Here is an 18,580-nt window from a genome sequence, read left to right as displayed (position 1 = left end):
TATCGCCTTTATGAACACCATGAACACCTTGAGGGCAAAATCTTTAAAACGCATCCACTCTTTTCACGTTGCGGACCCCTGCTATTTCATTAATATCGTTTCATAAATCGCAACTGATAAATTGATTGTTGCGATTAATGGAACTTTAACAGTCGCTATAACAGGGGGCATTATGAGCAAGGTTAACGTTAAGCCCGTTCTGCTGAACGGGGAGCAGATTCAGGCTCTGAAAACCATCCAGGAGAGGGAGCGCCAGAAGTCGGGCATGGGGATCGCGCCGTCAATCCATGCTGTTGCACGCAAGGTATTTGATGCAGGGCTATCAAAAATGGAGGCTGGCCAGTGAGCTACTCAATCAAAATAGGGAAACACAGCATCGAGCTGGCAGGTTATGCCGGTAAGGTTGTTGCGCCAAATACTCAGATGGCCGCTTTATTCCGTGGCATGGCGGGCGAACTCACCAGCCTGAGGACAACGGCGCAGCAGGCCGAAGCCGAGGCGGATTTGCTGAACGTTATCCGCAACGATCCGGATCTGAACGAACAGGCAAAAAACCGCAGGGCAGGTGAAGCCCGGAACCCGGACACGCTCAAAGACTTTACCCGCGGGATGGCAGCCGTAAGCGAGCAGGCCGCAAACATTCTCGATTACCTGAAGAACAAGCTCGCTCCGGTTAGTCCACTGGCATCTGATGATGTTCAGGGATTCATGCGTGACAGCGAAATGCGCCTGGCATTCGCCCGACTGGATCGCCGCAGTCAGGAAAAAATGCTGCTGTCGATGCACAGTGGAAAGCATCAGGAGCTGGCGGACGCCTTACTAAGGGCGCACGCTGTGTGTTCGGGACTCGATACGGAACAGCTAAAACGTCTCGGCTTCTCCCGTATTGCATCAGAGAACGGGCTGGTGATTAACGCGGTTGCCGATCTGGTCGACGCGGTAAGGAAGGACGTCGCACAAATTACAGCTGTCCGAACCTGGTATAACAATCTCGTCTACGGGAAGAACGACGATCCATCAGACGTACAGCCACGCATGACCGGCCTTGACCAGTTAAGCGAACATGTCAACGTGATGCTCAAAGGCAGCCAGCGGCAGACACATTCAGAAGAGAAGCAGGCCGCCTGAGGGCGGCTTTTTTCTGCCCGGAGGGAAACACAGGATGCTGTTAAGTAAATCAGCCTACGCCAGGCATATGGGCGTCAGCCGGCAAACTGTTTACGGCTGGATAGCCCGCGGTGAAATTGTAATTTCAGGCGATAAAGTGGATGTCGAAGCATCGCAGGCTAAACAAAATTCTGCTGGTGCTGGTGCTGGTGCTGGTGCTGGTGCTGGTGCTGGTGCTGGTGATCATCACAATGCAATGACGTGGGCGCAGGCCGCCGCGTGGGTATGGGAGCATGACGGCGGGAAAGAGCTGCCAGCTGATATTAATGCTGGCCAACGAATAGAGGCAGCAGCCGCTGAGCTGGGTTTTGATGTTCAGCACGAGCCCGATGAACAACTGCTGACTCTCTTCCGTCTGGATGAAGAAACCCACAGCTTCTATGGCAAAGATCACATGGCTGGTGGTCTGCGTTTCCTGCGTTCCGAGCTGGCCTATGTAGCCGCAATGCATCCCGACAATCAGGATGACTGGAGCGAAACAGGATTAAAGGCACTCTGTCTGCTGTCAGGTGAAAAACTGTAAACCCCCGGCCAAACCTAACTCCTTTAACTTGACACTTTTTCGTGAAAAACAGGGAAAAGTGTCAACCCAACCTAACGGATCCTAACGCCTACGAACAGCAGCTATAGCAGAAGTGTAAAGGGCTGGCGTTGAGATTTGTTGAGCCTTGGCTGTTAGCTTTTGTTAATCCTGATGCGAAGCAGGGCAGGTGTCAGCCTGTTATGGTTTGTTATGCCTTACTAGGGAAAACTAGGGGTAAAGTGTCAACCGCTACCGCTTTAGAAAACTTCAGGTACACGAACTCGGGAAGGGGAGGTGTTAAGCACCCCACCTTGCAACCATCCTCGAGCCTCTTTCAGATCGCTGTGCTGGTTTGCCCGGACGCTGGCGTTCAGATTGAGTTGTCAAAAGTTGTCACCCACCGACACCGTCAAGGGATTTTTGGCAGAACGCGCTCTAAGTTACAGTTGCTGCAATGTGTTCAACATTATACCGCAACAAATTCTGTTGTGAGTATCACTAAACATAAGAATTCCTTGCGTTTTCTGACATAAGCTTATGATTTTTTTTGTTATAAATGATATGGTGTGCTTTAGATAGCATTTACTGAGATGGCATCCCGATGTCAAATATTGAAAAAGCACCCTTAAAATTTTGTATAAATGATGAAGCTTCTCGGAGCAAATCACTAAGTTTTATTGGGAATGTTATCAACAAATTGCATTTCAGTACTGACCCATTAACAATTGATTTGTCTGATGTAAAATTTGCAAGTGCAGCTGCTTCCGTGCTTCTTTTTGCTGTAATCAACAGAGCATATTTTGTACTTGAAGGTAAGGCCATACCTCGTATCATTCAACCAAAAAAGGATGATAACCCTGAGGGGTACAGGTGGATAGTGAGTACTGGTTTAGCAAAAGCATTGCTTGCTAACAATTTGGACAAACTTAATGCTCTTGTGGCTCAAAAGCGTTACTTCCAATCCTCTGTTGATCCGGAGGAGGCTCTTGCAACAACGATGCAGATGCTTAAAGAGAAAGCGTTATTAGACATCGATCAAGAAACGATGCTGATGATGGGGATTAACGAGGCAATGCTAAACGTTAAGAACCATGCTTATGAAACCCCAGAACTTCAGATCATCACCGAAATGATGGGAGGCAAACGATGGTGGCAATGTTCCTGGTTTGATCCTAAAGGTGACAGAGTTGTATTCATTATCTGTGACTTAGGTATGGGAATAGCCACGTCTTACACGAACGAAAAACTGGATAGCACAACACAGTTTGTACTCGAACAGAACCAGGTGGTCGAGGCATTAACCTCAGGTAACTCGCGCTACAGAAAGCCCGGCAGGGGTAATGGCTCGGAGGACATCAAGAGGCCAGTCGCTATGGCAAAAACAAGGCACGAAAAACTGATGGTTTTCACTCAGAGTTCACTATATGTGCTAGATTCTGAAACTAAGGGGAAAGATCCGGTTATGTCTACACTTAAACCGAGTATACCTGGTACAATAATACATTGGACGTTAGCACCGAAGCGAGGTTGATATGTCATACATTAATGTTGCAAAAGAATTCTCCAGAACTCCTTTTGGCAGAGATGAGCATGACGGCCCAAACAATGGGACACGCTTTCGTAAGGAGAGGCTATTACCTGAGTTACGGAAGAATCAAGGGCGTGAGGCTGTTGTTACCGTTGATTTCAATGGCATAGCTTTGGTAATTGGCTCATCTTTCTTTGAGGAAGCTTTTGGCGGTTTAGTTCGCATCGAGCATTATAATAAAGAAGAGTTGCTGAGAAAATTAAAAATTATAGCCAGAACCCCAATTTATGAAATTCAGATTAAGAAATTTATTTCTGAAGCTGATACTGAAAACAGGTAATTGAAAGGGAATATTTGAGATGGATTTTTCTGAAATTCAAAGCAATACATGGATTTTCAGTATTGGCAGTATTTTGTTGGTTTTTATTGGGTGGAAGGTCGTTTACCATAATGCAAAAAAAATAGCGACCAGGTCCGAAAGTAAAGCTTTGGTTGACCATGTACTTAAACTAAGCAATGAATCAGTTGAGATTGCTATTAAATACTGGTCATCTAAAGATGATGCGGATGATGATTTCATTATGACCTCCAGAGCATTTACAATTTCCTTTGGTTCAAAAATGTCGCAAATTCTTAATTTCATAGGAAATTTGGAGCGGAGAGATATCTGTATTGATTATGCCTTGGCTGCAAGCTTCCAGGATGATGCAACTTTGTATGTTGAAAACAAAAAAAACATGACCTTGGAAGAAAAACATGAAAAATGCCAATTGATTGTTGATTCATCTTTAAAATTCATTGGGAATTTGTATAGTGAATTTGAAAAAACGCACCCTCCATACTCCAAAGTTAAGTATTTCCCTTATTATTTAGAGCATTTTGAACCTTATTGCCATTATTGTTCGAAGTCGTACGATTAAAAATATGATGTTTGTGTTTTAAACTTGCTTGATATTTCTTTCGGTTTTTTATGTCTAAATTAATAACGACATTAAGTAGACAATCTTTCAATGAAATGGGGGTGCCTGAAAGATTTGATTTTATATTGTTAGTTAAGTCAATGAGTTAAATTGTGGTATTCACTCCTATTATCGCCTCTTTCAGGTCGCTGTTCTGGTTTGCTTAGAAGTTGGTGATCTGATTGAGTTGTCAAAAGTTGTCACCCACCGGCACCGTCAAAGGGATTTTTGGCTATACGCGCTCTAAGTTATCGTTGCTTTCTACATTCAAGTTTGTTGAACTTATTTATATAATTTCATTCGGCTCGAAAGCTTCGACTAACATTTAAGGACTTGAAACATGCATCATTTTTATGAACTGGCTTATAGGTGCACCTATTTTTCGTTAAACGCGATAAACGAAGCCTATGAAAGAACCGTCGATGAGTTGTCGGAAACCGGATCGACACCGCCTGTCAAAAATCTCCAGGCGCTCAATCTCCAGAAGATGATTCATGCGGTTGGGTTGTTTTCAATTTTTGAAGCTCATTTACAGCGGGGGTTGGGTGCCAAAAACGGTTACAGAGAAGCAGAGTTAATACTTGAACAAGTAGGGCAAGTTGCATTGAAGGAGGATTTCCATAATTGTTATCTTGCTATCAACGCCTTAAAACATGGTGATGGAGCAAGTTATAGGCTCTTGCTAGGTAAAATTAGCTCATTACCTTTTGTGGTGGAAACACCAAATGTACCTGTTTTCGAAGAGGGTGATGTGTCCGGCATTGATGGGCTGGTGAAAGTTGATGATGCCTTTATCGAATATTGTCTTAAATTAATTGAAAAAGTCTCTGCTTGCATTTCAACCCATCGCCCTGATTTCATGCTTTGAAGTTTGAGCTACAGATGGTGTCATCGGTTAACAAGGACTCATCAAGCCATTGGCTAGTTGTTCTATTTGTGTACACAAGAGTGTACACAAAAGACTAAGTTTAAATACAAAAACCTTTAAAAACAATTAGTTATTTTGGTTTCCCTCTTTCACATTAAGAAAAGCAAATAATCCTTACCGATCTCACTAAAACCCGCGCCTGTCGCGGTTTTTTTTTCGCTCATTCAAAAGGCCCGCCTTCCCTGTGTGATGTCAATCACTATTCGCTTTGAACCATGTTTATATCTAAGAAAGTAGACAATCGTCGAATTTTCGTCTTAAAGTCCAGGGTTCGGTACTAGACAAAACTAGCGCCTGGTTATCAAATGGTTAACCAACATTTCGCCGCATGTAAAAAATCGATCGGATACGTAACCGTTCGGCGTACATGCTGGTGTTTACAAGCACGACACATACCTTTTCGGGAGAATTATGCAATCCTCTGTTAATCAAAAAGAGAGCCGAACCTTCTTCGGCCATCCTTATCCGCTCGGTTCTCTGTTCTTCACCGAGATGTGGGAGCGTTTCTCGTTTTACGGTATTCGCCCGCTACTGATCCTGTTTATGGCCGCCACCGTGTATGACGGCGGAATGGGCCTGGCGCGTGAAAACGCCTCGGCGATTGTCGGTATTTTTGCCGGCACCATGTACCTCGCCGCGCTGCCGGGCGGCTGGCTGGCGGATAACTGGCTCGGCCAGCAGCGGGCCGTCTGGTACGGTTCGATTTTGATTGCGCTTGGGCACCTGTCGATTGCCCTGTCGGCCATCATGGGCGACAACCTGTTCTTCATCGGCCTGATGTTTATCGTGCTCGGCTCCGGCCTGTTCAAGACCTGTATCTCGGTCATGGTGGGGACACTGTACAAAAAGGGCGATGCGCGTCGTGACGGCGGTTTCTCGCTGTTCTATATGGGCATCAACATGGGCTCGTTCATTGCCCCTCTGATTTCCGGCTGGCTGATTAAAACCCACGGCTGGCACTGGGGCTTTGGTATCGGTGGTATCGGGATGCTGGTCGCCCTGATTATCTTCCGCGTGTTTGCCGTTCCGGCCATGAAGCGTTACGACAGCGAAGTCGGTCTGGACTCCACCTGGAACAGTCCGGTAGTGAAACGTAACGGCGTGGGCGCCTGGCTGCTGGCGCTGGCTGTGGGTGTTGCAATCATCGTTACGTTGATTGCCCAGGGCGTGATTGTGATTAATCCGGTCGCGGTCGCCAGCGTGCTGGTGTATGTGATTGCCGCCTCCGTCGCGCTCTACTTCATCTATCTGTTCATCTTCGCCGGGCTGAATCGCAAAGAGCGCGCAAGGCTGCTGGTGTGCTTTATTCTGCTGGTCTCCGCCGCGTTCTTCTGGTCCGCGTTCGAGCAGAAGCCAACCTCCTTCAACCTGTTCGCCAACGACTACACTAACCGCATGATCGGTGATTTTGAGATCCCGGCGGTGTGGTTCCAGTCGATTAATGCCCTGTTCATCATTCTGCTGGCCCCGGTATTTAGCTGGGCATGGCCGAAGCTGGCGAGCAAAAACATTCGTCCGAGCAGCATCACCAAGTTCGTGATCGGTATTCTGTGTGCAGCGGCGGGCTTTGGCCTGATGATGCTGGCGGCGCAGAACGTACTGAGCAATGGTGGGGCAGGGGTTTCTCCGTTCTGGCTGGTGGGCAGTATCCTGATGCTGACGCTCGGGGAACTGTGCCTGAGTCCGATTGGTCTGGCGACCATGACCCTGCTGGCGCCGGAAAGAATGCGCGGCCAGATGATGGGCCTGTGGTTCTGCGCCAGTGCACTGGGTAACCTGGCTGCGGGGCTGATTGGCGGTCACGTGAAGGCCGACCAGCTGGATATGCTGCCAGACCTCTTTGCCCGTTGCTCCATCGCGCTGCTGATTTGTGCTGCGGTGCTGTTCGTCCTCATTGTTCCGGTACGTCGCATGCTGGAAAATGCGCAAACTAAACCGGCTACCGAAGCCTGATACCATTCAGTCTGCCGGGGCAGTTGTCCTGCCCCGGCCCAACTCAACAGGAGAGAGCATGTCGATTACCTGTCCGGATTGCCACGCAGCGCTCGAGCCGCAAAACGGTATCGCGCACTGCGACAGCTGCAATAAAGATATTCCCCTCGAAGCGCGCTGCCCTGACTGCCATCAGCCGCTTCAGGTACTTAAGGCCTGCGGCGCGGTGGATTACTTCTGTCAGAACGGCCACGGGCTGATCTCAAAAAAACGCGTCGAGTTCGTCAGGGCTGGGGCTTAATCGCACACGCAGCCTTCTCCTTTTTGCCATAGCTCGATCAGCGATTCCGGCGCTTCCTGCTCCGGAACCAGCACAATAATATCGGTATACTGCGCCTGATTGTGCCGGGTCCAGATTATCTGAATGCGAAAATAGCGCTGATCGCCGCTGCCCGGAGACGACGCCTGGCCCGGTGGCTGTCCGCGCGGGATAGCCTGTTCCAGAATATTCACCACGCGCTGACGCTGCGCCTCGTTGAGCGTGGAGAGGGCGATCGTGCGCTGACCGCTCAGCTTAGGAATAAAGGCGACGCCGCCTTCCCGGGCCAGCTCAACCACGGCGTCATCCGTCAGTTCCGGTACCTGCATTACAGTACTCCCACCTGTTCCCAGGCTTGTTTAATGGCCGCCCCAACGTCGCTACCGGAGCGTTTCTCGCCGTGGGCGATCGTCAGTTTTGCGAAAGCGTCAAAATCCGCATCCTGCGCCAGGTTGCGATCGCAAACCGTGTCGTACCAGGCATAACCCGCTTTTTCCCAGGCGTAGCCACCGATTGCCGTTGCGGCCAGGTAAAACGCCCGGTTGGGGATGCCAGAGTTAAGGTGTACGCCGCCGTTATCCTCGCGCGTTTTGATAAAATCTTTCATGTGCGCGGGCTGCGGGTCTTTGCCAAGGAGGGGATCGTCGTAGGCGGTGCCGGGTTCAGACATTGAGCGCAGCCCTTTGCCGTTAATCCCCGCTGCCAGCAGCCCTTCGCCAATCAGCCAGTCTGCCTGGTCGGCGGTTTGCTTAAGATAGTATTGCTTCACCAGCGAACCAAACACGTCGGATAACGACTCGTTCAGCGCGCCAGATTGTTCAAAGTAAATGAGCCCGGCTTCGGTCTCCGTCACACCGTGGCTCAGCTCATGCGCCACCACGTCGATGGCAATGGTGAAGCGGTTGAAGATTTCCCCGTCGCCATCGCCAAAGACCATCTGCTGGCCGTTCCAGAAGGCGTTTTGATACTCACGGCCGTAATGCACGGTGCCGGTCAGGATCAGCCCCTTATTATCGAGCGAATCCCGCTGATACTCCTTCCAGAAGAAATCATGGGTGATCCCCAGATAATCGTACGCTTCATCCACCGCCACATCGCCGTTGGAGGGCTGGCCTTCATAGCGCACCTGGCTACCCGGCAGCTCCTGGGTCTGTTTCGCATCGTAGATGTCACGCTCAAGCTGACCGGCTTTATTCACATGCGGCGCGGCGGGTTTACCCGGCATATGCGCCATCAGGGTTTGCACATGGGTTAATGTCTGACGGGCGCAGCGCTGCTGGGGCTCTGAACCGCTTTCGATAATACGACGAAGAATATACGGAGGGATGACGCTATGAAGATGGGGCATGCTGCTCTCCTTATTAAAAAAGGCAATAGCAGCAGTATAGTTTGTAACCGGCGAAGATTTATCCGCTTTTACGCTGGCGCGTTTTTTTCACCGGTTTGATCTCTTTTACCTCACTCTCGACCCAGCCGTCAGAAAGCCGGGTGGTGAGCACATCCCCGGCTTTAACCTGTTTCGTTTGTTTCAGCACTTTGCCGTCCGTCGCGGTGGTCACACTATAGCCGCGAGCCAGCGTGGAGAGCGGGCTGACGGCTTCCAGATGGGTGACCGCATTGCCAAAACGCTCGCGGGTGGCGCTCAGGCGTGAGCGGATATTTTCCGCGAGGCGATACTCAAGCTGCTGGATACGCGTTTGTGCGCGATAAACCTTCGGCTGTGGATTCTGCTGGTTCAGACGCTGCGTCATGCGCTGCTGGCGCGATACCGCCCGCTTAAGCTGGTTATCCAGCGCGAAGTTCATCCGCTGACGCAGACGTTCCAGCACGGTTTGCTGACGCGCCAGACGCAATTGCGGATGCTGCTGTTGCAGACGATGGTGAAGCTGGGTAAAGCGGCGGGTACGGTTGGCGAGGAAGTAGTCCATCGCCATCTCCAGGCGCTGCTGCCCGTTCTGGATCTGACGCAGCAGCTCCTGCTGGTTACGACTGACTACCTCTGCCGCCGCGGACGGCGTGGGCGCGCGTAAATCCGCGACAAAATCCGCTATCGTCACATCCGTTTCATGGCCGACGGCGCTTACCACCGGGATAAGGCTGGCAAAGATTGCCCGCGCCACGCGCTCGTCGTTAAAGCTCCACAGGTCTTCCAGCGAGCCGCCGCCGCGCCCGACGATCAGGACATCACACTCCTGACGCGCATTCGCCAGCTCAATGGCGCGCACGATCTGCCCCGGCGCATCGTCACCCTGAACGGCAGTCGGGTAGATAATGACGGGCAGGGAAGGGTCACGGCGCTTAAGGACGTGCAAAATATCGTGCAGGGCCGCACCGGTTTTCGACGTGATAACCCCAACGCAGTGGGCTGGTGAGGGAAGGGGTTTTTTAAACTGCTGGTCGAACAATCCCTCAGCCGAAAGCATGGCTTTTAGCTGCTCGTACTTCTGTTGCAGCAAGCCTTCACCGGCGGGCTGCATGCTCTCGACGATAATCTGATAATCGCCGCGCGGCTCATACAGGGTAATGATGGCGCGAACCAGAACCTGCTGGCCATGCTGAGGACGGAACGTCACGCGACGGTTGCTGTTGCGGAACATCGCGCAGCGCACCTGAGCGGTGTCGTCTTTCAGCGTAAAGTACCAGTGGCCGGAAGCAGGCTGCGTGAAGTTAGAGATTTCACCGCTGATCCAGACCTGTCCCATTTCCTGCTCAAGAAGCAAACGCACCGTCTGATTAAGGCGGCTGACAGTATAGATTGAGGGGGATTGAGAGGATAACATGTGAGCGGGATCAAATTCTAAATCAGCAAGTTATTCAGTCGATAGTAACCTGCTGAGAGGTGAGCGCAAGCATTTTTTTCAAAAAAGTGTGGATGCAATCGGTTACGCTCTGTATAATGCCACGGCAATATTTAACCACCCAGGTCAGAGATATTGCCCATGCTACGTATTGCTAAAGAAGCACTGACGTTTGACGACGTCCTCCTCGTTCCCGCTCACTCCACCGTTCTGCCGAATACTGCCGACCTCAGCACGCAGTTGACGAAAACCATTCGTCTGAACATTCCTATGCTCTCCGCAGCAATGGACACCGTGACTGAAGCGCGTCTGGCTATCGCCCTGGCACAGGAAGGCGGCATTGGCTTTATCCACAAAAACATGTCTATCGAGCGTCAGGCGGAAGAAGTTCGCCGCGTGAAGAAGCATGAATCCGGTATCGTGTCCGATCCTCAGACCGTTCTGCCAACCACCACGCTGCACGAAGTGAAAGCCCTGACCGAGCGTAACGGCTTTGCAGGCTACCCGGTAGTCACTGAAGACAACGAACTGGTCGGCATCATTACCGGTCGTGACGTGCGTTTCGTGACTGACCTGAACCAGCCTGTAAGCGTCTACATGACGCCAAAAGAGCGTCTGGTGACCGTGCGTGAAGGCGAAACCCGCGACGTGGTGCTGGCGAAAATGCACGAAAAACGCGTTGAGAAAGCGCTGGTTGTGGACGCGAACTTCCACCTGCGCGGCATGATCACCGTTAAAGATTTCCAGAAAGCAGAACGTAAACCGAACGCCTGTAAAGACGAGCATGGCCGTCTGCGCGTCGGCGCTGCGGTTGGCGCGGGCGCAGGTAACGAAGAGCGCGTTGACGCGCTGGTTGCCGCGGGCGTTGACGTGCTGCTGATTGACTCCTCCCACGGCCACTCCGAAGGCGTTCTGCAACGTATTCGTGAAACCCGTGCTAAATACCCGGATCTCCAGATTATCGGCGGTAACGTGGCAACAGGCGCAGGCGCTCGCGCGCTGGCGGAAGCGGGTTGCAGCGCGGTGAAAGTGGGTATCGGCCCTGGCTCTATCTGTACCACCCGTATCGTCACTGGCGTAGGCGTGCCACAGATCACGGCGGTTTCTGACGCGGTTGAAGCGCTGGAAGGCACCGGTATTCCGGTTATCGCGGACGGCGGTATCCGCTTCTCTGGCGACATCGCCAAAGCGATCGCCGCAGGTGCCGCAGCCGTGATGGTGGGCTCCATGCTGGCCGGTACCGAAGAATCTCCGGGTGAAATCGAACTCTACCAGGGGCGTTCTTATAAATCCTACCGCGGTATGGGCTCCCTGGGCGCGATGTCCAAAGGTTCCTCCGACCGTTACTTCCAGACCGATAACGCTGCTGACAAACTGGTACCGGAAGGTATCGAAGGTCGCGTGGCGTATAAAGGCCGCCTGAAAGAGATCATTCACCAGCAGATGGGCGGCCTGCGCTCCTGTATGGGTCTGACCGGCTGTGGTACCATTGACCTGCTGCGTACCAAAGCGGAATTCGTACGCATCAGCGGTGCGGGTATCCAGGAGAGCCACGTTCACGACGTGACGATCACCAAAGAGTCCCCGAACTACCGTCTGGGCTCCTGATAAATTTCCGCGCCCGGCTCAATGCCGGGCGCTTTGTTTTGTTTCACTTGCCTCGGAATTAGCGTCAATGACGGAAAACATTCATAAACATCGCATTCTCATCCTGGACTTTGGTTCTCAGTACACTCAGCTGGTGGCGCGCCGCGTGCGTGAGCTGGGCGTTTACTGTGAGCTGTGGGCGTGGGATGTCACGGAAGCACAGATTCGCGAATTCAATCCAAGCGGCATCATCCTGTCCGGCGGCCCGGAAAGCACCACCGAGGAGAACAGCCCGCGCGCGCCGCAGTACGTGTTCGAAGCGGGCGTACCGGTGTTCGGCGTTTGCTACGGTATGCAGACCATGGCGATGCAGCTGGGCGGCCACGTAGAAGGCTCTAACGAGCGTGAGTTCGGCTACGCACAGGTTGAAGTTGTCACCGACAGCGCGCTGGTGCGCGGTATCGAAGACTCCCTGACCGCAGACGGCAAGCCGCTGCTGGACGTGTGGATGAGCCACGGCGACAAAGTCACCGCTATCCCGTCCGACTTCGTGACCGTTGCCAGCACCGAAAGCTGCCCGTTCGCCATCATGGCGAACGAAGAAAAACGTTTCTACGGCGTGCAGTTCCACCCGGAAGTGACCCATACCCGTCAGGGTATGCGCATGCTGGAGCGCTTCGTGCGTGACATCTGCCAGTGTGAAGCCCTGTGGACCCCGGCAAAAATCATCGACGACGCCGTGGAGCGTATCCGCCAGCAGGTTGGCGATGACAAAGTGATCCTCGGCCTCTCCGGTGGCGTGGACTCCTCTGTGACCGCGATGCTGCTGCACCGCGCCATCGGCAAAAACCTGACCTGTGTCTTCGTGGATAACGGCCTGCTGCGCCTGAACGAAGCGAAGCAGGTTATGGACATGTTTGGCGACCACTTCGGTCTGAACATCGTTCACGTGGAAGGCGAGCAGCGTTTCCTGGACGCGCTGAAAGGCGAGAACGATCCGGAAGCGAAACGTAAGATCATCGGTCGCGTGTTCGTGGAAGTGTTCGACGAAGAAGCGCTGAAGCTGGAAGACGTGAAATGGCTGGCGCAGGGCACTATCTACCCTGACGTGATCGAGTCTGCGGCCTCCGCAACCGGTAAAGCGCACGTTATCAAATCTCACCACAACGTGGGCGGCCTGCCGAAAGAGATGAAGATGGGTCTGGTGGAACCGCTGCGTGAGCTGTTCAAAGACGAAGTGCGTAAAATCGGTCTGGAGCTGGGGCTGCCGTACGACATGCTCTACCGTCACCCATTCCCGGGCCCGGGCCTCGGCGTACGCGTGCTGGGCGAAGTGAAGAAAGAGTACTGCGACCTGCTGCGTCGCGCGGACGCGATCTTCATCGAAGAGCTGCACAAAGCTGACCTGTACAACAAAGTGAGCCAGGCGTTCACCGTGTTCCTGCCGGTACGCTCCGTCGGCGTGATGGGCGATGGCCGTAAGTACGACTGGGTTGTTTCCCTGCGTGCGGTGGAAACCATCGACTTCATGACCGCGCACTGGGCGCACCTGCCGTATGACTTCTTAGGCCGCGTGTCTAACAGAATAATCAATGAAGTCAATGGCATATCGCGTGTCGTGTATGACATCAGCGGCAAGCCACCGGCGACGATCGAGTGGGAGTAAGCCCATAACCTTTCCTGCGAAGTTATAAGCAGGTAAAACTGATAAAACCCTCTGTTTACAGAGGGTTTTTCTTTTGTAGCTGATATCCGAACGGGACGTGAGCTACTGGCTCATCTGCCGGGATCCACGGCAGCCGATACTGCGTCGCCATGCCCCTGGCGCCTGACCATACTGACGCTTAAAGCTGCGATTGAAGGACTGCTGAGAGTCAAAGCCCAGCGCGATCGCCACGTTCAGAATCGGTTCATCGCTGTGGGCTAAGCGCTCAACCGATTTTTGCAGCTTTTGCGCGCGAATATATTCGGCGAGAGGGGAGCCGGTATGTTCTTTGAAAAGCCGCTGGAGGTGCCATTTCGAATAGCCGGCTCGCCTGGAGACGGTTTCAATGTCCAGACGGCTATCGAGGTTGTTGTCGATCCAGTCGAGTAAATCGTGAATGAATGCACCCGTGTTCATCTTGCTTCCCCCTACGCCAAGCATTAAAAAGCATCTTTGTTTGTTGCACTTAAAGGTGACCCGTTTTTACATTAATTGCAAGTTTTATTGTTGCATTTAAATCCCTGTTCAAAACACGTGATTTACCTTTGCCGCAAATAGCACATAAAGTGCAACAATTATTCTTGCACTTAGTTAAGCGCCTTCCTACAATCGCCGCGAATAGTGTATTCGCAACTGTTACAGTTTTGTGGCGATGAACGACACAAATGGCCTTTAGCCAGCTACCGGACAAAGGAAGTGGCGCGGCGTCTCCCGCTGCGTCTTGCCCGGCGGCTACAATAACCGGAATAAAAATAATGAGCCTGCAAAAAACCTGGGGTAACTTTCATCTGAGCGCGATGGGGGTGGTTTTACTCTCCGTGCTTCTCGTCGGGTGCGATGACAGCGTCGCGCAAAATGCCGCGCCGCAAGCGCCCGTTGTCAGCGCTGCTGACGTGGTGGTGAAATCCATTAGCCAGTGGGACAGCTTTAACGGTCGCATTGAAGCGGTGGAAAGCGTTCAGCTGCGTCCGCGCGTGTCCGGCTACATTGAGAAAGTGAATTACACCGACGGCCAGGAAGTGAAGAAGGGCGAGGTGCTGTTCACCATTGATGACCGTACCTATCGCGCCGCGCTGGAACAGGCGCAGGCGAACCTGGCGCGGGCCAAAACGCAGGCCAGCCTCGCGCAAAGTGAAGCCAACCGTACCGATAAGTTGATCAATACCCATCTGGTCTCACGGGAAGAGTGGGAGCAGCGTCGCTCGGCTGCCGTTCAGGCGCAGGCCGACATTCGCGCCGCGCAGGCGGCGGTTGACGCTGCGCAACTTAACCTTGACTTCACCAAAGTGACCGCGCCTATCGACGGTCGCGCCAGCCGGGCGCTGATCACCAGCGGTAACCTGGTGACGGCGGGCGACAGCGCCAGCGTGCTCACCACCCTGGTCTCGCAGAAGACGGTTTATGTCTACTTCGACGTGGACGAGTCAACCTACCTTCACTATCAGAAACTGGCCCGCAGCGGGCAGGGGGCGTCAAGCAATCACACGGCGCTGCCGGTGGAGATTGGCCTGACGGGCGAAGAGGGCTATCCCCATCAGGGCAAAGTGGATTTCCTGGATAACCAGCTTACGCAGGGTACGGGGACCATCCGCATGCGCGCGCTGCTGGATAACTCACAGCGTCAGTTCACGCCGGGACTGTTTGCCCGCGTACGCCTGCCGGGCAGTGCGGAATTTAAAGCCACGCTTGTTGACGATAAGGCGGTGCTAACCGATCAGGATCGTAAATACGTCTATATCGTGGATAAAGACGGAAAAGCGCAGCGCCGCGACATCACGCCCGGGCGTCTGGCCGACGGTTTACGTATCGTACAGCAGGGGCTGAATCCCGGGGATAAAGTCATCGTCGATGGTTTACAAAAAGTGTTTATGCCGGGTATGCCGGTTAATGCAAAAACCGTTGCCATGACCGCCAGCGCCGCCCTCAACTGATCCCTTACCTGAGAATCCAATCCATGGACTTTTCCCGTTTTTTCATCGACAGGCCGATTTTTGCCGCCGTACTGTCGATTCTGATTTTTATCACAGGATTAATCGCCATCCCGCTGCTGCCGGTGAGCGAATACCCTGACGTCGTGCCGCCAAGCGTGCAGGTGCGCGCCGAGTATCCGGGCGCCAACCCGAAAGTGATTGCTGAGACCGTGGCAACACCGCTGGAAGAGGCGATTAACGGCGTTGAAAATATGATGTACATGAAATCCGTCGCGGGCTCTGACGGCGTGCTGGTGACTACCGTCACCTTCCGCCCGGGCACCGATCCGGATCAGGCGCAGGTTCAGGTGCAAAACCGCGTCGCGCAGGCCGAGGCGCGTCTGCCGGAAGACGTGCGGCGTTTGGGCATCACGACTCAGAAACAGTCGCCAACGCTGACGCTGGTGGTGCATCTGTTTTCGCCTGGTGGTAAGTACGATTCACTGTATATGCGTAACTACGCCACGCTGAAGGTGAAGGACGAGCTGGCGCGCCTGCCCGGCGTCGGCCAGATCCAGATTTTCGGCTCCGGTGAGTACGCGATGCGCGTCTGGCTGGACCCTAATAAAGTGGCGGCGCGCGGGCTGACCGCCTCGGACGTGGTCACGGCGATGCAGGAGCAAAACGTACAGGTCTCCGCCGGTCAGCTTGGTGCCGAGCCGCTGCCGAAAGAGAGCGACTTCCTGATCTCCATTAACGCCCAGGGCCGCCTGCATACCGAAGAAGAGTTTGGCAATATTGTCCTGAAAACAACGCAGGATGGTACGGTCGTCCGCCTGCGCGACGTGGCGCGGATTGAAATGGGCTCCGGGAGCTATGCCCTCCGTTCCCAGCTGAACAATAAAGACGCGGTCGGGATTGGTATCTTCCAGTCGCCGGGGGCGAACGCCATCGATCTGTCTAACGCGGTGCGCGCGAAAATGGACGAACTGTCCACGCGCTTCCCGGCAGACATGAAGTGGGCGGCACCTTACGATCCGACGGTCTTCGTGCGTGATTCAATCCGTGCGGTGGTGCAAACGCTGCTGGAAGCGGTGGTACTGGTCGTGCTGGTGGTGATCCTGTTCCTGCAAACATGGCGCGCGTCGATTATCCCGCTGATTGCGGTGCCGGTATCGGTAGTGGGTACCTTCAGTATTCTCTACCTGCTGGGCTTTTCGCTGAATACCCTGAGTCTGTTCGGGCTGGTGCTGGCGATTGGTATCGTAGTGGACGATGCCATCGTGGTGGTGGAAAACGTCGAACGAAATATCGAAGAGGGGCTCGCCCCACTTGCGGCAGCGCATCAGGCGATGCGTGAGGTGTCCGGGCCGATTATTGCCATTGCGCTGGTGCTCTGTGCGGTATTCGTTCCGATGGCGTTCCTCTCCGGCGTGACCGGTCAGTTTTACAAACAGTTTGCGGTAACGATAGCCATTTCCACGGTGATCTCCGCCATCAACTCGCTGACGCTCTCGCCAGCGCTGGCCGCGCTGCTGTTGAAGCCGCATGGCGCCCCGAAAGATTTCCCGACCCGGCTTATCGCTCGTCTGTTCGGCTGGATTTTCCGTCCGTTTAACCGCTTTTTCCACCGCAGCTCGACTGGCTATCAGGGGCTGGTGAGCAAAACGCTCGGCCGACGCGGGGCGGTGTTTGTGGTTTATTTGCTGCTGCTTTGCGCTGCGGGGGTGATGTTTAAAGCCGTTCCCGGCGGGTTTATTCCGACGCAGGATAAGCTGTACCTGATTGGCGGCGTGAAAATGCCGGAAGGCTCGTCGCTGGCGCGTACCGATGCGGTGATCCGCAAAATGAGCGAAATCGGGATGAATACCGAAGGCGTGGATTATGCGGTCGCGTTTCCTGGCCTGAATGCGCTCCAGTTCACCAATACGCCGAACACCGGGACGGTCTTCTTTGGCCTGAAGCCGTTCGACCAGCGTAAACATTCCGCGGCGGAAATTAACGCGGAGATCAACGCGAAAATCGCGCAAATCCAGCAGGGCTTTGGCTTCTCGATTCTGCCGCCGCCGATTTTAGGGCTGGGTCAGGGGTCGGGCTATTCGCTGTACATACAGGATCGCGCTGGTCTGGGCTATGGCGCGCTGCAAAACGCGGTGAACACCATGTCCGGGGCGATTATGCAGACGCCGGGGATGCATTTCCCCATCTCAACCTACCAGGCTAACGTGCCGCAGTTGGACGTCCAGGTTGACCGCGATAAGGCGAAAGCGCAGGGCGTGTCGCTGACCGATCTCTTCGGGACGCTGCAAACCTATCTGGGCTCGTCGTACGTCAATGATTTCAACCAGTTCGGGCGTACCTGGCGCGTGATGGCGCAGGCCGACGGGCAGTTCCGCGACAGCGTGGAAGATATTGCGAATCTGCGTACCCGCAACAGCCAGGGCGAAATGGTGCCGATTGGCAGTATGGTGAACATCACGACCACCTACGGTCCGGATCCGGTGATCCGCTACAACGGCTACCCGGCGGCGGATCTGATTGGTGATGCCGACCCGCGCGTGCTCTCTTCCGCGCAGGCGATGACGCAGCTGGACGCTATGTCTAAGCAGATCCTGCCGAACGGGATGAATATTGAATGGACGGACCTGAGCTTCCAGCAGGCCACCCAGGGCAACACGGCGCTGATCGTCTTCCCGGTCGCAGTGCTGCTGGCGTTCCTGGTGCTGGCGGCGCTGTATGAAAGCTGGACGCTGCCGCTGGCGGTGATCCTCATCGTGCCGATGACGATGCTCTCCGCGCTGTTCGGCGTCTGGCTGACCGGGGGCGATAACAACGTCTTCGTGCAGGTAGGGCTGGTTGTGCTGATGGGGCTGGCCTGTAAAAACGCGATACTTATCGTGGAGTTTGCCCGCGAGCTGGAAATTCAGGGCAAAGGCATCATGGAGGCTGCGCTGGAGGCGTGCCGCCTGCGTTTACGCCCGATTGTAATGACTTCTATCGCCTTTATTGCCGGGACTATTCCACTGATCCTAGGTCACGGGGCAGGGGCAGAAGTGCGCGGCGTCACCGGGATCACCGTCTTTTCCGGGATGCTGGGCGTGACGCTGTTTGGTCTGTTCCTGACGCCGGTCTTTTACGTGACGCTGCGTAAGTTCGTGACGCGCGGCAAAGCGGAAAGAGAGGTGTTGCCTGCGTAGGACGTAGCAGATAGCAAAAAGCCACCT

General features: G+C 53.8%; 17 protein-coding genes. 13 read left to right on the top strand and 4 right to left on the bottom strand.

The genetic code is table 11. The annotated features are described in order from the left end of the window. Positions 1-172 precede the first annotated feature (172 nt). The 9 genes from L384_RS22675 to L384_RS00460 all read left to right on the top strand — a co-directional run bounded on the left by L384_RS22675 (position 173) and on the right by L384_RS00460 (position 7,338). The gene (locus L384_RS22675) at positions 173-346 is read left to right on the top strand and encodes a hypothetical protein (RefSeq protein WP_014830800.1); all 174 of its coding nucleotides are present in this window, start codon (positions 173-175) and stop codon (positions 344-346) included. Further along, positions 343-1,128 carry a hypothetical protein gene (locus L384_RS00435; RefSeq protein WP_023325053.1) on the top strand — a complete coding sequence of 262 codons (786 nt, stop codon included), beginning with the start codon at positions 343-345 and terminating at the stop codon, positions 1,126-1,128. Before L384_RS22675 ends, L384_RS00435 begins: the two co-directional genes overlap by 4 nt. 235 nt (positions 1,129-1,363) lie before the next feature. Beyond that, a complete protein-coding gene (locus tag L384_RS0121450) occupies positions 1,364-1,690 on the top strand; it encodes a hypothetical protein (RefSeq protein ID WP_023325051.1) in 327 nt (108 codons plus the stop codon). A gap of 601 nt (positions 1,691-2,291) precedes the next feature. Continuing rightward, the gene (locus L384_RS00440) at positions 2,292-3,221 is read left to right on the top strand and encodes a hypothetical protein (RefSeq protein WP_023325050.1); all 930 of its coding nucleotides are present in this window, start codon (positions 2,292-2,294) and stop codon (positions 3,219-3,221) included. A gap of 1 nt (position 3,222) precedes the next feature. Beyond that, a complete protein-coding gene (locus tag L384_RS00445) occupies positions 3,223-3,558 on the top strand; it encodes an STAS-like domain-containing protein (RefSeq protein WP_023325049.1) in 336 nt (111 codons plus the stop codon). A gap of 19 nt (positions 3,559-3,577) precedes the next feature. Further along, complete coding sequence (locus tag L384_RS21565; protein WP_023325048.1) at positions 3,578-4,138, top strand: hypothetical protein; 561 nt, start codon at positions 3,578-3,580, stop codon at positions 4,136-4,138. 379 nt (positions 4,139-4,517) lie between these two features. After that, positions 4,518-5,045 carry a hypothetical protein gene (locus tag L384_RS00450; RefSeq protein ID WP_023325047.1) on the top strand — a complete coding sequence of 176 codons (528 nt, stop codon included), beginning with the start codon at positions 4,518-4,520 and terminating at the stop codon, positions 5,043-5,045. A gap of 471 nt (positions 5,046-5,516) precedes the next feature. Next, positions 5,517-7,058: a peptide MFS transporter gene (locus L384_RS00455; protein WP_023314644.1), complete on the top strand. Its 1,542-nt coding sequence runs from the start codon at positions 5,517-5,519 to the stop codon at positions 7,056-7,058. Positions 7,059-7,116: 58 nt separating this feature from the next. Further along, the gene (locus L384_RS00460; protein ID WP_003860607.1) at positions 7,117-7,338 is read left to right on the top strand and encodes a zinc ribbon domain-containing protein; all 222 of its coding nucleotides are present in this window, start codon (positions 7,117-7,119) and stop codon (positions 7,336-7,338) included. Here the strand turns inward: L384_RS00460 and L384_RS00465 are convergent. From L384_RS00465 to xseA, 3 genes are read right to left on the bottom strand one after another with little or no spacing between them, the layout of a single operon-like run. Continuing rightward, positions 7,335-7,685, bottom strand: coding sequence for a protealysin inhibitor emfourin (locus L384_RS00465; RefSeq protein WP_003860606.1), 351 nt, complete (start codon positions 7,683-7,685; stop codon positions 7,335-7,337). The genes L384_RS00460 and L384_RS00465 overlap by 4 nt on opposite strands. After that, complete coding sequence (locus L384_RS00470) at positions 7,685-8,704, bottom strand: M4 family metallopeptidase (protein ID WP_023325046.1); 1,020 nt, start codon at positions 8,702-8,704, stop codon at positions 7,685-7,687. The genes L384_RS00465 and L384_RS00470 overlap by 1 nt, the downstream gene beginning before the upstream one ends. A 58-nt stretch (positions 8,705-8,762) precedes the next feature. After that, the gene (xseA, locus tag L384_RS00475; protein WP_023325045.1) at positions 8,763-10,136 is read right to left on the bottom strand and encodes an exodeoxyribonuclease VII large subunit; all 1,374 of its coding nucleotides are present in this window, start codon (positions 10,134-10,136) and stop codon (positions 8,763-8,765) included. Between the two features lie 159 nt (positions 10,137-10,295). On the opposite strand from xseA, the gene guaB reads away from it, so the two are divergent. Together guaB and guaA are read left to right on the top strand one after the other, a co-directional pair. After that, on the top strand, positions 10,296-11,762 hold the full coding sequence (gene guaB / locus L384_RS00480; RefSeq protein ID WP_003860601.1) for an IMP dehydrogenase: 1,467 nt from the start codon (positions 10,296-10,298) through the stop codon (positions 11,760-11,762). Positions 11,763-11,829: 67 nt separating this feature from the next. After that, a complete protein-coding gene (guaA, locus tag L384_RS00485) occupies positions 11,830-13,407 on the top strand; it encodes a glutamine-hydrolyzing GMP synthase (protein ID WP_003860599.1) in 1,578 nt (525 codons plus the stop codon). 102 nt (positions 13,408-13,509) lie between these two features. On the opposite strand, the gene L384_RS00490 is transcribed toward guaA, so the two are convergent. Then, positions 13,510-13,863 (bottom strand): helix-turn-helix domain-containing protein, encoded by a 354-nt coding sequence (locus tag L384_RS00490; protein WP_022651570.1) that lies wholly within the window; start codon positions 13,861-13,863, stop codon positions 13,510-13,512. A 338-nt stretch (positions 13,864-14,201) separates the two neighbouring features. On the opposite strand from L384_RS00490, the gene L384_RS00495 reads away from it, so the two are divergent. Both L384_RS00495 and oqxB read left to right on the top strand, forming a co-directional pair. After that, positions 14,202-15,377 carry an efflux RND transporter periplasmic adaptor subunit gene (locus tag L384_RS00495; RefSeq protein ID WP_003860596.1) on the top strand — a complete coding sequence of 392 codons (1,176 nt, stop codon included), beginning with the start codon at positions 14,202-14,204 and terminating at the stop codon, positions 15,375-15,377. Positions 15,378-15,400: 23 nt separating this feature from the next. After that, on the top strand, positions 15,401-18,553 hold the full coding sequence (oqxB, locus tag L384_RS00500) for a multidrug efflux RND transporter permease subunit OqxB (protein ID WP_023325044.1): 3,153 nt from the start codon (positions 15,401-15,403) through the stop codon (positions 18,551-18,553). Positions 18,554-18,580 lie beyond the last annotated feature (27 nt).

Origin of the sequence: Enterobacter sp. MGH 38 (assembly GCF_000492855.1) — a bacterium.
Classification (GTDB): Bacteria; Pseudomonadota; Gammaproteobacteria; order Enterobacterales; family Enterobacteriaceae; genus Enterobacter; species Enterobacter hormaechei_C.
The sequence above is the reverse complement of the archived record's forward strand: the minus strand, read 5'-3'. Positions and strand labels throughout refer to the sequence as shown.